12 protein-coding genes are annotated in these 13,032 nt (G+C 64.9%); 7 read left to right on the top strand and 5 right to left on the bottom strand.

The genetic code is table 11. The features are described 5' to 3' along the window. Positions 1-31: 31 nt before the first annotated feature. Positions 32-931 (top strand): bifunctional DNA-formamidopyrimidine glycosylase/DNA-(apurinic or apyrimidinic site) lyase, encoded by a 900-nt coding sequence (gene mutM, locus ACVJ5M_RS03525; protein ID WP_283017891.1) that lies wholly within the window; start codon positions 32-34, stop codon positions 929-931. Positions 932-1,107: 176 nt separating this feature from the next. On the opposite strand, the gene ACVJ5M_RS03520 is transcribed toward mutM, so the two are convergent. Continuing rightward, positions 1,108-1,851, bottom strand: coding sequence for a ParA family protein (locus ACVJ5M_RS03520; protein WP_063980155.1), 744 nt, complete (start codon positions 1,849-1,851; stop codon positions 1,108-1,110). Between the two features lie 244 nt (positions 1,852-2,095). On the opposite strand from ACVJ5M_RS03520, the gene ggt reads away from it, so the two are divergent. Continuing rightward, positions 2,096-3,775 carry a gamma-glutamyltransferase gene (gene ggt, locus ACVJ5M_RS03515; RefSeq protein WP_063980154.1) on the top strand — a complete coding sequence of 560 codons (1,680 nt, stop codon included), beginning with the start codon at positions 2,096-2,098 and terminating at the stop codon, positions 3,773-3,775. 244 nt (positions 3,776-4,019) lie between these two features. Beyond that, positions 4,020-5,117: a sensor histidine kinase gene (locus ACVJ5M_RS03510; protein ID WP_063980153.1), complete on the top strand. Its 1,098-nt coding sequence runs from the start codon at positions 4,020-4,022 to the stop codon at positions 5,115-5,117. Positions 5,118-5,205: 88 nt separating this feature from the next. Here the strand turns inward: ACVJ5M_RS03510 and ACVJ5M_RS03505 are convergent, their stop codons facing one another. Further along, positions 5,206-6,564 carry a serine protease gene (locus ACVJ5M_RS03505; RefSeq protein ID WP_063985959.1) on the bottom strand — a complete coding sequence of 453 codons (1,359 nt, stop codon included), beginning with the start codon at positions 6,562-6,564 and terminating at the stop codon, positions 5,206-5,208. 234 nt (positions 6,565-6,798) lie between these two features. Between ACVJ5M_RS03505 and ACVJ5M_RS03500 the strand changes: the two genes are divergently transcribed. Continuing rightward, positions 6,799-7,602, top strand: coding sequence for a HesA/MoeB/ThiF family protein (locus ACVJ5M_RS03500; RefSeq protein ID WP_039155124.1), 804 nt, complete (start codon positions 6,799-6,801; stop codon positions 7,600-7,602). A 9-nt stretch (positions 7,603-7,611) separates the two neighbouring features. On the opposite strand, the gene ACVJ5M_RS03495 is transcribed toward ACVJ5M_RS03500, so the two are convergent. Continuing rightward, the gene (locus ACVJ5M_RS03495; protein WP_063980152.1) at positions 7,612-8,619 is read right to left on the bottom strand and encodes an aldo/keto reductase; all 1,008 of its coding nucleotides are present in this window, start codon (positions 8,617-8,619) and stop codon (positions 7,612-7,614) included. Positions 8,620-8,738: 119 nt separating this feature from the next. Here ACVJ5M_RS03495 and ACVJ5M_RS03490 point away from each other — a divergent pair, with 119 nt between their 5' ends. After that, on the top strand, positions 8,739-9,650 hold the full coding sequence (locus ACVJ5M_RS03490; protein WP_063980151.1) for a LysR family transcriptional regulator: 912 nt from the start codon (positions 8,739-8,741) through the stop codon (positions 9,648-9,650). Positions 9,651-9,653: 3 nt separating this feature from the next. Here the strand turns inward: ACVJ5M_RS03490 and ACVJ5M_RS03485 are convergent, their stop codons facing one another. Continuing rightward, on the bottom strand, positions 9,654-10,655 hold the full coding sequence (locus tag ACVJ5M_RS03485; protein WP_028149823.1) for a 2-hydroxyacid dehydrogenase: 1,002 nt from the start codon (positions 10,653-10,655) through the stop codon (positions 9,654-9,656). A gap of 312 nt (positions 10,656-10,967) precedes the next feature. On the opposite strand from ACVJ5M_RS03485, the gene ACVJ5M_RS03480 reads away from it, so the two are divergent. Next, on the top strand, positions 10,968-11,498 hold the full coding sequence (locus ACVJ5M_RS03480) for an SH3 domain-containing protein (RefSeq protein WP_039155120.1): 531 nt from the start codon (positions 10,968-10,970) through the stop codon (positions 11,496-11,498). Positions 11,499-11,652: 154 nt separating this feature from the next. On the opposite strand, the gene irrA is transcribed toward ACVJ5M_RS03480, so the two are convergent. Then, positions 11,653-12,144 (bottom strand): iron response transcriptional regulator IrrA, encoded by a 492-nt coding sequence (gene irrA, locus ACVJ5M_RS03475; RefSeq protein WP_063980150.1) that lies wholly within the window; start codon positions 12,142-12,144, stop codon positions 11,653-11,655. Between the two features lie 351 nt (positions 12,145-12,495). Between irrA and fabA the strand changes: the two genes are divergently transcribed. Then, a complete protein-coding gene (gene fabA / locus ACVJ5M_RS03470) occupies positions 12,496-13,017 on the top strand; it encodes a bifunctional 3-hydroxydecanoyl-ACP dehydratase/trans-2-decenoyl-ACP isomerase (RefSeq protein ID WP_063980149.1) in 522 nt (173 codons plus the stop codon). Positions 13,018-13,032 lie beyond the last annotated feature (15 nt).

The following is a 13,032-nucleotide window of genomic DNA, read 5'->3' as shown; positions in this document are numbered from 1 at the left end:
CACACCGCCCTCATAAGGTGAATGCCTGACCATGCCTGAATTGCCCGAAGTCGAGACCGTCCGCCGCGGCCTTCAGCCCGTCATGGAGGGTGCGAAAATCCTCGTCGCGGAGGCCCGCAGGCCGGATCTGCGCTTTCCGTTCCAGCCCGATTTCGTGGCCCGGCTCCAGGGGCAGGTCGTCACGGGGCTTGGCCGCCGTGCAAAATATCTCATGGCCGATCTCGCCTCCGGCGACGTGCTGCTGATGCATCTGGGCATGTCGGGCTCGTTCCGCGTCATCAAGCCGGACAACGAGGCCGCGCCGGGCGAGTTTCACTACCCACGGGCTAAGGACTCCACGCACGACCACGTGCTGTTTCGGATGTCCTCCGGCGCCGACATCGTGTTCAACGACCCGCGCCGCTTCGGTTACATGAAAGTCATCGCGCGCAACGCGCTTGAAGACGAGCCACTGCTGCGCGATCTCGGTCCCGAGCCGCTCGGCAACGAATTCGACGCCGCGATGCTGGCGCGGTCGTGCGAGGGCAAGACGACGAGCCTGAAAGCCGCGCTGCTCGACCAGCGCGTGGTCGCCGGGCTCGGCAACATCTATGTCTGCGAAGCGCTGCATCGCTCGCATCTGTCACCGCGCCGCATTGCTGCGACGCTCGCGACCAAGGGTCGCAAGGGTGTTGGCGGCGGCGAGCCGACCGATCACGCGAAGCGGTTGGTGATTGCCATTCACACCGTGCTGAACGACGCGATCAAGGCCGGCGGCTCCAGCTTGCGCGACCATCGCCAGACCTCGGGCGAACTCGGCTATTTCCAGCACTCCTTCAAGGTCTATGACCGCGAGGGCGAGACCTGCAAGACGCCAGGGTGCGGCGGCACCGTGAAGCGATTCACCCAGAACGGGCGCTCCACCTTCTGGTGTCAGAAATGTCAGAAGTGAAGATCGGGCCTGCCGCCGATAGGCCGTGAGTCTCGGCGAAGGCGACGACCCCACCACGCCGTCATTGCGAGCGCAGCGAAGCAATCCGGCCGGGCTGGTGGCCGGATTGCTTCATCGCTTGGACTCTTCAACCGGATAAGTGAAGAGGCCGCCTGTCGTCCGAGCGATCGCCCCGCTCAGGACGCCAGTGTCGTGGTCTCGTCCGCCGCGTGTTTGGCGGCGACGCGCAGCATCCCGTCCGCGACCGAGATGACCTGGTCGATCAGGACATTGGTCGTGGCTTCGAGCTCGAGACGGGTCTCGATCCAGCGCCAGAGGCCGCGGATCTCGTCCGCCGACTTGCCGTTCGGCGCGAATTCGCTGACGGCGAGGCCGCTCGCGAGCGAGTCCTGGTGGTCGTTGCGCATCACAATCAGCGGGCGCGCGAGCACCTCGGCGAGATCGAGCGCGGCTTCCTCGGCGAGCGTGTTGGCGGCGTTGTCGATGCGCTGGCCGCGGATTGGCGCCTGGTTCAGCACGAAGCCGTAGGGCCGCTTCCAAGCGCGCGCGACGCTCAGCGTCGAGACGGTCGCCTCGATGTCGGCAACGCTCGGGCGAGCCGGAATCAGGCAGAGGTCGGAATGGCGGATCGCGGCGGTGGTCGCGGCGCTGAGGCCGGCCGCGGTGTCGACGATCGCGAGCTGCAAGCCGCTGTCGGCCAGCATCTTCAGGCGCGGCGCGATGTCGGCGGCGTGATAGATCGGCTCGACGACGAGATCGTCAGCGTGGCGGCGACGCAGCCAGTTGGACAGGGTACCCTGCGGGTCGGTTTCGATCAGGCGGACGGTGAAGCCGGCCTGCTTGGCCGCCAGCGCGAGGCCGATGGCAAGCGTGCTCTTGCCACTGCCACCCTTTTGGGTGGCCAGTACGATCGTGTGCATGGAAAGTTGAATCCTTTGGAATGCTTGGGTCTGTGGGGTAACGCCACGCGAACGTGCATCGCTTCTCGATGCTGAGCTCTACTCGCTCAGGACGTGCCCTGCCCGATCCAAAGGGGACCGCGGATGTCCGAATCAACGCTAACGATGATGGCAGAATCGGGAATGCCAGCTAATCCGTACCAATACTGGACCCGTCATCGCGCGTATGATGTGCTTGCCGCCGTGAATAAAAGGGGCAGGCGGCATGGGCGGAAACTGGCGCGACCGGACGGCAACGATCTTTGAATGCGAGAAGATGCCGGCGGTCTCGAGCCGCGGCATGGTGGTCAGCAACCATCCGCTGGCCTCCAGCGCCGGCGCCGAGATGCTGGCCGCGGGCGGCAACGCCATCGACGCCGCGATCGCGACCCTGTTCACGCTGACCGTGGTCGAGCCGATGATGGTCGGCATCATCGGCGGCGGCATGGCGCATATACGTCTGGCTGACGGCAGCCACCGTTTCATCGACGGGCAGAGCACTGTGCCCGCGGCGGTACGTGACACCAGCTATACCTCCGCGCCAGGCGCGGCGCATGACGTGTTCGACACCGTCGGCAACGAGAACCTCAACGGCCCGAAGGCGGTCGCCACGCCGGGCTCGCTGAAAGCCTGGTGCGAGACGCTGCGCCGCTTCGGCACCATGAGCCTCGCGGACGTCATGCAGCCCGCGATCAAGCATGCCGCGCGCGGCTATGCGGCGACGCCGTATTTGCACGAATGCATCAGCGAGAGCGCTGCCGAGATGCGCAAGGACAAGCCAATTGCGGCGATCTATTTGCCTGATGGCGAGCCGCTCAAGGTCGGCGAACGCGTGGTGCAGGCCGAATATGCCGAGACGCTCCGCACCATCGCCGACCACGGCGAGACCGCGCTCTACGAGGGGCCGCTTGGTGACATCCTCGTCGACTACATGGAGAAGGCCGGCGGCTTCATCCGCCGCAACGATCTGACCGGCTACAAGACCGTCGAACGGCAACCGATCCGCGCCGACTATCGCGGCTGGACCATCCTTGGCCCGCCGCCGCCCGCGGCCTCCGGCGTGCACATCGCGCAGATGCTGAACATTCTGGAGGGTTATGACATCGGAGGCCTCGGCTTCGGCACGCCGGAGACGATCCACTATCTCGCCGAAGTCCTGAAGATCGCCTTTGCCGATCGCGCCGCGGCCAGCGGCGATCCGGATTATGTCGGCGTCCCCGTGGAGCGGCTGACGTCGAAGGCCTATGCCGAGGAACGCCGCCGCGCCATCGATCCGGCGCGGGCCCAGGCCTGGGGCGCCGGCGTCTCGCAGCTCGAAGGCGCGCACACCACGCACATGACAGCGGCAGACGCGTTCGGCAACGTCGTCGCGACCACGCAGACCATCAACAATCTCTTTGGCGCCAAGATCATGATTCCGGGCCTGGGCGCCATCGCCAACAACTACATGAACCTGTTCGATCCGCGTCCCGGCCACGCGCTGTCGCTGGCGCCGGGCAAGCGCGTCACCACCTCGATGTCGCCGATGATGGCGCTGCGCGACGGCAAGCTGCGCTATGCGCTCGGCCTGCCCGGGGGAAAACGTATCTTCCCCAGCGCGATGCAGGCGCTGGTCAATCTGATCGACCACGGCATGAGCCTGCAGGAAGCGGTCGAGGCGCCGCGCATCTGGACCGAAGGTAACGCGCTCGAAGTCGAGCAGAAGGTGCCGGAGGCCGTGCGCGCGAAGCTTGCGGGCCTCGGCCACAAGGTGCAGCCCGTTGCGACGGTGGCGGGCGGCATGAATGGCATTGCCTTCCACGACGACGGCACCATGACCGGCGCCGCCTGCTGGCGCGCGGACGGCACGCCGGTCGGGATCTCTGGAGGGCTTGCGCGGAGCGGTGTCAGGTTCAGGTTGAGCTGACCGCGCATTCACAAGGACGGTGCGCTCGTACCTCTTGTGCAACTGACGTCGTCCAATCGCCGGCAGGTGTCGCGACCGCAAATCCAGCGGTTCGCGGTTTTCGAACCTCCGCGGTATTTTTCGGTGCGAGGCAGATGTCGCCTATGCGGCCCGATCCGCGCAGATGACGGCACAAGTTCGGCAATGTAGGGTGCGGAACACTGGCGGCAGGCTCGTCGATCAGCGTCTGAGTAAGGCTGTGCGTATGGGCGGCGATATAAGCGGCGACTTCCTGGCCGGCGGCGGCGAGATGGGCGCTTTGACGCGAGCGTTTGACTGGTCGAGCACATCCGTGGGCTCTCCGGACACTTGGCCCCAAAGTCTTCGAGTTACAGTGCGGCTCGTTCTCACCTCGCGGCACCCGATGTTCATTTGGTGGGGACCAGAACTCATCCAGTTCTACAACGATGCATACCGGGAGACGATGGGGCCGGAAAGGCACCCAAGCGCTTTGGGCGCGCGCGGCCGTGAGTGTTGGGCCGAGATCTGGGACATCATTGGTCCCCAGATCGAGTACGTCATGTCGGGCAAGGGGGCGACCTGGAATGAGGACCAGCTGGTACCGGTGACTCGTCACGGGCGCCGCGAGGACGTTTGGTGGACGTACAGCTTTGGTCCAATTGATCTTGAAGGCAAGGTGGGCGGCGTGCTTGTCGTCTGCAGGGATGTCACGTCCGAGCATATGGCAAGGGAAGCGCTGAACCTCATCAATGAGGAGCTGAAGCACCGCGTCAAGAACACGCTCGCAGTGTTGAGCGCGGTAGCTGCCCAGACATTTCGTGACCCGACGAGCAAAGCCGATCTCGAAAAGTACCAGGCACGGCTCGGCGCGTTTGGACGAGCGCAGGATCTGCTGACCGCATCAAATTGGGCGGCCGCGCCACTCCACGATGTGATCGGCACTGCTCTTGCACCTTATCGGACAGGCGAAGGCCGCTTCATCGTCTCGGGTCCTCCACTCGTCGTGAAATCTCGACAAGCGCTGGCTCTGTCATTGGCGCTCCACGAGCTCGCGACCAACGCTTCGAAGTACGGCGCTCTGACCGTAGCGGGAGGCTGCGTATCGATTACATGGTCAACCGAGGCTCAGGATGGCGAGTCAAAATTTGTCTTTGTCTGGCAGGAGATTGGCGGTCCGTCCGTATCGAAACCCGTCGGCACAGGCTTTGGCTCCAGGCTGATTTCCCGGGTGCTGAAGGACGATTTCAGCGGTTCCGTTGACGTTTCGTATGGCGCAGCCGGGCTTACATGCAGGCTGACCGCGCCCCTCGAAAATCTGGGACCTTCGCCAAAGAGCACGTGAGACCGTGTAGGAGCTGCGTGGCTCAACGGAGAGGGCATTGCGTTCCGCACCGCGTCCGGGACACGAGAGAAGTGTTATTCTCTCTCGCCTACTTCCGCACGCAGATCACGCGGACGACGGCCGCCTTCGCATCCGTCGACGTGCCGTTCGCCGTGACATCGTTCGCCTTCAGGAAATTACGCACCGCTTCTGCAGACACCATCACCGCCTGCGACGCCGGCACCGATGTCGCGGGCCCCGCGACCATCGCCGGCTTCAACAGCGCGACGCCGGCGAACTTGCCGTCGCCGTCGATGGCCGGGCTGCCCGAGAAGCCGACCGCCGGTGGAGGCGACAGCGCGGAATCGCTTGCTGTGACCGGCGCCAGCGCGCCCTTGAGGCTCGATACGCCCGCAGCTCCGCCCTGGCTCTGCGGATCGGCAATGCCGATGACATCGACGCTCGTCTTCGCTGTGCCACCGGTGAGGCTGAGCGGCTTCAGGCCGCGCGCGCCGTAGATGTGCAGGAGCGCGAGATCGTGCTCCTTGTCCTCGGCGAGACGGTCGGCGCTGCCATAGCCGGCAATCGTGATCGCGAGACAGCTATCGGTGACGAGGCGGTCGGTGACAATCGCACCATCGTCGCTGACGACGACGCCGGTGCCGTATTCGACGGTCTTGCGCGGCGGCGGCCCGGCCTGCGGGCCCGTCGGAAACGCATTGAACGCGCTCGACATCGCGATCACGACCGGCTCGACGGTGTTCTCGGTCGCCTGGTCGTAGAGGATCGTCATGGTGCGGACTTCGTCGCCCTTAAAGGTGCCTCGCACGTAGAATTTCTTGAGGCCCTGCAATCCCGACAGCACGAAGAAGTCGGGCTTCACCACGGTGTAGTCGACCTTGCGCCCCGACGGCTCCTTCTCCAGCTCGGCGAGTTTCGCCGTGGTCGGGTTCGCTTCCTTGCGGCGGCTCAGCAGCACCTGCACCGTGCCGGTCGGCGAAGTCCATTTCGAGCCGTTGGCGTCGGTCGCCTGCTGCGGCACCAATTTGCCGGGGATGCCGAGCCGGGCGCCGCTGGTCGGCTCCATCACGATTTTCCAGCCGACGCTCTCCTGCTTGCGCCGCGCGGTCTCGGCGAGCGCAGCGCGCTCCTGCGGATTGAGCACGCCGGTCGGCTTGCCACCCTTGGCCTTCTGATATTCCTTGATCGCCTCGACCATGCGCGCGCTGACGTCGCCGGTGATGGCGCCGTTATATTGGCCGACCCAGGCGAGGTCGGACTGGAGCGACAGCCGTTCCGCCTGCGCCATCGCATCGGCCGTCGCCGACGGCGTCTGCAGTGCGGGAGGCCGGATCGGCACGGTCTGGACCGGCTTCGGCTTGGTGCCGGGGATCTCTGGCGTCGTCATCTGGGCGCTAGCGCCTGTGGCAGCCGCGAACATCAGTGTTGCCGCAAGCATCGATCTCATGACAAATCCAGCCAGCCCATTGAACGTGCTACCATTGAAGCACATCTCGTTGGTCGCGAACAATGTTGGGGTGGTTCAGGCAAAGAGCTGAGCCACACACCCAGGTCCTCATCCTGAGGAGCGGTCGAAGGCCGCGTCTCGAAGGATGGCTGCAGGCGAGATCGAGGCCTTCATGGTTCGAGACGGCGCTTTGCGCCTCCTCACCATGAGGGTTTGAGAGAACGAAGGACGACGATGCTGAGCCCGGACGAACTGGAACGCTATGCCCGCCATATCGTGCTGCGCGATGTCGGCGGGCCGGGTCAGGCCGCGCTGAAGCGGGCCTCCGTGCTGGTGATCGGCGCCGGCGGGCTCGGCGCGCCCGCGCTGATGTATCTGGCGGCCGCCGGCGTCGGCACGCTCGGCGTGGTCGATGACGACGTGGTCTCGCTGTCAAACCTCCAGCGCCAGGTGATCCATACGACGCCCGATATCGGCCGGCACAAGGTCGAGAGCGCGGCCGAGCGGATCTCCGCGCTCAATCCGCATGTCCGCTTCGTCGGCCACGCCACCTGGCTCAATGCCGACAATGCGCTGAGCATGATCGGAGACTACGATCTCGTGCTCGACGGCTCCGACAATTTCTCGACGCGTTATCTGGTCTCGGACGCCTGCTTCTTCGCGAAGCGGCCGCTGATCACGGCGGCGCTCGGTACCTTCGACGGCTCGCTCACCACCATCCGCGCGCATGAGAAGAACGAGCAGGGCGTGTTCAATCCGACCTATCGCTGCCTGTTTCCGGAAGCGCCGCCGCCCGGCACGGTGCCTGCCTGCGCCGAGGCCGGCGTCATGGGCGCGCTTGCTGGCGTGATGGGCTCGATGATGGCGCTGGAGGCGATCCGCGAGATCGTCGGCTTCGGCGACGGCCTCGTCGGCCGCCTCCTGATGATCGACGCGCGCGCGATGCGCTTCGAGACGCTGCGCTACGCGCGCGATCCGGCCAATCCGCTCAACGGCGATGGGCCTGTGATCACCGATCTCAGCGCCCATCGCACCTGATCGCCGCCGCTACCGCGTGGCCGGCTTCTCGCTGTCGAGATGCGCCATCTGCTCGGCCGCGTAGCGCGTGCCGGAAGCGACGTCGGGCGGAAATGCTTTTGCAAGCGCCGCGAGATGAGCCGGCGTCAGCGTTACCTTCGCCGCGCCGAGCGCTTCGGTGAGACGGTTGCGCGTGCGTGCGCCGACCAGCGGCACGATCTCCTTGCCTTGAGCCGCCACCCAGGCGATTGCGACCTGCGCCGGCGTTGCGCCGATCTCTGCGGCGATCGCCCGCAGGGATTCCACCAGCGCGAGATTGGCGTCGAGATTTGCGCCCTGGAAGCGCGGCGTCATCAGCCGGTAATCCCTGCCGGTCTTGCCGGAGTCCTTCGACCAATGGCCGCTGATCAGGCCGCGCGCCAGCACGCCGTAAGCGGTGATGCCGATGCCGAGTTCGCGGCAGGTCTTGAGGATGCCGCGTTCGATGCCGCGCTCAATCAACGAATATTCGATCTGGAGATCGGCAATCGGATGCATGGCGTGCGCGCGGCGGATGGTGTCGGAGCCGACCTCGGACAGGCCGATATGCCTGATGTAGCCGGCCTTCACGAGATCGGCGAGGCCGCCGATGGTCTCTTCGATCGGGACGTTGGGATCGAGACGCGCGGGACGGTAGACGTCGATGTAGTCGGTGCCGAGGCGTTGGAGCGAATAGGCGAGGAAGTTTTTGGTCGCGGCCGGCCTTGTGTCCATGCCGGAGAATTCGCCGGCGGGACCGCGCAGCGCGCCGAACTTCACGCTGATCTGCACTTTTTCGCGCGACACATCCTTCAGGGCCTCGCGCACCAGCATTTCATTGTGGCCCATGGCGTAGAAATCGCCGGTGTCGAGCAGCGTGATGCCGGCATCGAGCGCCGCATGGACCGTGGCGATGCTTTCGCCGCGGTCGGCGGGGCCATAGACCTCCGACATGCCCATGCAGCCGAGACCAAGGGCGGAGACGGTCGGACCGGTTGAACCGAGTTTGCGCTGTTCCATGATGGCTCTCCTCAAAAGGCGGCAGGCTGATCGCGCCGCGTGACGAGGCCAGATATGCGCCTGACCGATTAGGCCGATAAGCTGGACAATCCAGAATAGCTTGTTCATCATAGCGAACAATGACCGAGCCCGATCTGCGTGATCTCGACGTCTTCGTGGCGGTTGCCCGCACCCGCAATTTCCGGCGTGCGGCGGTCGAAATTCGCGTGTCGGTGTCGAGCCTTAGCCAGCGGCTGCGGGATCTGGAGGAGCGCCTTGGCGTCCGCCTGATGAACCGCACCACCCGCAGCGTCGCGCTGACCGAGGCGGGCGAGCTGCTGTTGTCCCGCATCGCTCCGGCGCTGCGCGATGTCGGCGATGCCCTGGATCAGGTCCGCGGCTTGCGCGAGGTGGCCTCGGGCCGCCTGCGCATCAACGCGCCGCCGCCGGCGGTGGACCTCGTGCTGGCGCCGATGGTCGGGCCGTTTCTCGCGACCTACCCGCAGGTCGATCTCGACATCGTTTCCGAAAGCGGCTTCGTCGACATCGTCAGCGCGGGCTACGATGCCGGCGTGCGTTATGGCGAGCACCTCGCGCAGGACATGGTGGCGATCCCGCTGAGCGGTCCGCAGACCTATGTCGTCGTCGCATCGCCTGCGTACATCGCGCGCCGCGGCACGCCGAAGCATCCGAAGGATCTGCTCGACCATGACTGCATCCGCGCCCGCTACTCGAGCGGCGTCATGCATGATCTGGAGTTCGAGAAGGCTGGCCAGATCGTGAAGGTCGATCCGCCCGCAAAGCTGATCTCGACCAACATGGGCCTTGCCATGCGCGCTGCGCTCGACGGCGCCGGTATCTGGGCGACGCTCGATGGCTACGTCCATGACGCGGTGAGGTCCGGCGCGCTGGTCAGCTTGATGGAAGATTGGTGCGAGCCGTTTCCGGGCCCGTTCCTGTACTATCCGAGCCGGCGCCAGACGCCGCCCGCGCTACGCGCGTTCATCGATTTCGTCGCGGATTGGCGCAAGCGCGAAACGCGCGGCAAATAAACCTCAGAGCATGCTCGGCAGTACGCGGTCCGGCGGCTTGTGCGCGTCGAGGAAGGTGCGGATGTTGATGATCACCTTCTCGCCCATCTCGACGCGGCCCTCGATCGTGGCCGAGCCCATATGCGGCAGCAGCGTCACCTTGCCGGCCTTGGCGAGCCGCACCAGCTTTGGATTGACCGCGGGCTCGTGCTCGTAGACGTCGAGGCCCGCGCCGCCGATCTCGCCGCCCTCGATCAGCTTGATCAGCGTGTCCTCGTCGGTCACCTCGCCGCGCGCGGTGTTGACGATGTAGGCGTCCTTGCGGATCAGCTTCAGCCGCCGCGCCGACAGCAGATGATAGGTCGCCGGCGTGTGCGGACAGTTCACCGAGATGATGTCCATCCGCGCCAGCATCTGGTCGAGGCTTTCCCAATAGGTAGCCCCTAACTCTTCGGCGATCTTCGGGGCCACGGGGCGACGGTTGTGATAGTGGATCTGGAGGCCGAAGGCGCGGGCACGGCGCGCGACCGCCTGGCCGATGCGGCCCATGCCGATGATGCCGAGACGCTTGCCGCCGATGCGGTGGCCGAGCATCCAGGTCGGCGACCAGCCGGGCCAGGGCTTTCCTTCGGTCAGGATCGAGGCGCCTTCGATCATCCGGCGCGGCACCGCCAGGATCAGCGCCATGGTCATGTCGGCGGTGTCTTCGGTCAGAACTTTTGGTGTGTTGGTGACGGTGATGCCGCGGGCATGCGCGGCCTCGACGTCGATGTTGTCGACGCCGTTGCCGAAATTGGCGATCAGGCGGAGCTTGCAGTCGGGCTGGTTGACGATGTCGGCGGTGATGTGGTCGGTGACGGTCGGAACCAGCACGTCGGCGGTGCGCGCGGCCTCGGCGATCTGCTCGGCCGACATCGGTGTGTCCTCGAGATTGATCCGCGCGTCGAACAGCTCGCGCATCCGGGTCTCGATCGAGTCCGGCAGCTTGCGCGTCACCACCACGAGGGGCTTTTTCTTCACCGACATGTCATGCCCTCATGAGGCGCCGCAAGCCGCCTCTGTTACCAAAGGCCGGCCGTTGAGGCCTCATTAACCCGGTTGTTCGACACTGCCTTTGCCGTGTCGTCCCCGGCGCTTCCTTCAAGCTCTCCCGACATTTCCGGCTGGAAAATCGGGGCAAACTGGTTGTTCAAGTGTCCGTCCTCTCTAGCAGAAGGCCGGGCCAAGACAAGAACCACGGGTTAAGGCTTCGGGAACACTGGCGAGGGGCTTGCGCGGCAGGTTCGGAATTTAGGGTGAGGGCCCGGCGCGGCGGGGCCCTCGACAGGAGACGGGTTGATGGCGTTGGGGCGTTTTTGTTCGGTGATGGCGCTCGTTTGCACCTGGTTGAGCGCCTCGGTCAGCCCCTCCCATTCGGCGAAGGACAGCACCCCCCAGACCGCGAGCGGCCTGCCGGTGCCGCGTTATGTCAGCCTCAAATCGGACCACGTGAACGTCCGCGCCGGCCCGACCAAGGACAATGACGTCGCCTGGGTCTACACCCGCGCCGGCCTGCCGGTCGAAATCACCGCCGAGTTCGAGAACTGGCGCCGGGTGCGCGATTCCGAAGGCGCCGAGGGCTGGGTCTATCATTCACTGCTGTCGGGCCGCCGCACCGCGGTCGTCACCATGAAACACAAGGACGAGCTCGCGCCGATCTACGACCGGGCCGATCCTGACAGCGCGGTTGCGGCCAAGCTCCAGGCCGGCGTCGTCACGCAGGTCAAGAAGTGCACTGCAAACTGGTGTCGCGTCACCGGCAACGGCTTTGACGGCTGGATCCAGCAGGAGCGCCTCTGGGGCGTCTATTCGGACGAGCAGGTCAACTGACGCCGTAGGCGTCATCCCGGGGCGATGCGCAAGCATCGAACCCGGGATCTCGAGATTCCGGGCCTGGTCCTTCGGACCATTCAGGAATGACCGTGCAAATAGCAATGGCCGGGACAAGCCCGGCCATGACGATCAACTCAACAATGTTGGATATTCAGCGCTTCTTGCGCAGGCGCACGACCATGTCGATGCGCGCGATCTCGTAACCCTCGGGCACCTCCGGCATCTTGGACAGTGCCAGATGCGGATCCTCGATATCGACCAGCTCGTGGCTGTTCTCGAGGTAATAATGGTGGTGGGTGGTGACGTTGGTGTCGAAATAGGTCTTGGTGCCGTCGACGCTGACCTGGCGCAGCAGGCCGGCATCGGTCAGCTGGTTCAGCGTGTTGTAGACGGTCGCGAGCGACACCGGCACCTTGGCCAGCGTCGCCTCCTCATAGAGCATTTCAGCCGTGAGGTGGCGAGCACCCTTGCCGAACAGGAGCCAGCCGAGCGCCATGCGCTGGCGCGTCGGACGAAGCCCCGCGGACTGGAGCATTTCGTTGACGTCGTGCCACGGGCAGCCGGTCAAGGCCGGCTGGCGGCCGGACAGGAGGGCGGCGGAATGGACGTCGTCGTCGTGATGGGGCGCGGGATTCTCGCTCATTTCCAGATTTCGGGCACGCGTGGACACTGCATCTATATGCATATATGGACAGATAGATGCAGATGCAAGTTTCTCGCAAGTAGAGAGGTTCTAATGAGAAATGGAACCGGGCGAGCAGGTGGTCACTTTACCTTCATGAGATCGCTTTGCCACCCGAAATGCCTGTGTTAGAGAGCCCGCGGTTCCGCTTGGCCGATTATGGCGCAGCCGGGCATTGAGGCCCGGCCCGCAGTCCATCCTGGCTCGTGGCAGTCGCGCCTGATGACGGGAATTGGCGCGGCTTTCCGAACGAAACGGGGCCCATTTTCGCCAGAAACGCCGCTCAATCGGGATTTGAACAGAGGCTTCCGCATGCTGAACAGGCGCAACGGCTACGAATACGAAGATCTGCTGGCATGTGGCCGCGGCGAAATGTTCGGCCCGGGTAATGCCCAGCTGCCGCTGCCGCCGATGCTCATGTTCGACCGCATCGCGGAAATCAACGACAATGGCGGCGAGTTCGGCAAGGGAATGGTGCGGGCCGAGCTCGACGTGAAGCCCGACCTCTGGTTCTTCGGCTGCCACTTCAAGAACGACCCGGTCATGCCCGGCTGCCTCGGCCTCGATGCGCTGTGGCAGATGGTCGGCTTTTATTTGGGCTGGAGCGGCGGTGAAGGGCGTGGCCGCGCGCTTGGCCTGAACGAGCTGAAGTTCAGCGGCCAGGTGCTGCCCGAGGCCCGTAAGGTTGTGTACAACATCGATATCAAGCGCGTGATGCGTTCAAAGCTGGTGCTCGGCATCGCCGACGGATGGCTTTCGGTCGATGACCAGATTATCTATCGCGCGAAGGATCTGAAGGTCGGCCTGTTCAAGCAGGGCGTGAGCCTGGGCTGAGCGCATCACCAAGAA

The organism is Bradyrhizobium sp. S3.7.6 (assembly GCF_054061875.1).
This window is presented reverse-complemented; position numbering and strand designations above follow the sequence as displayed.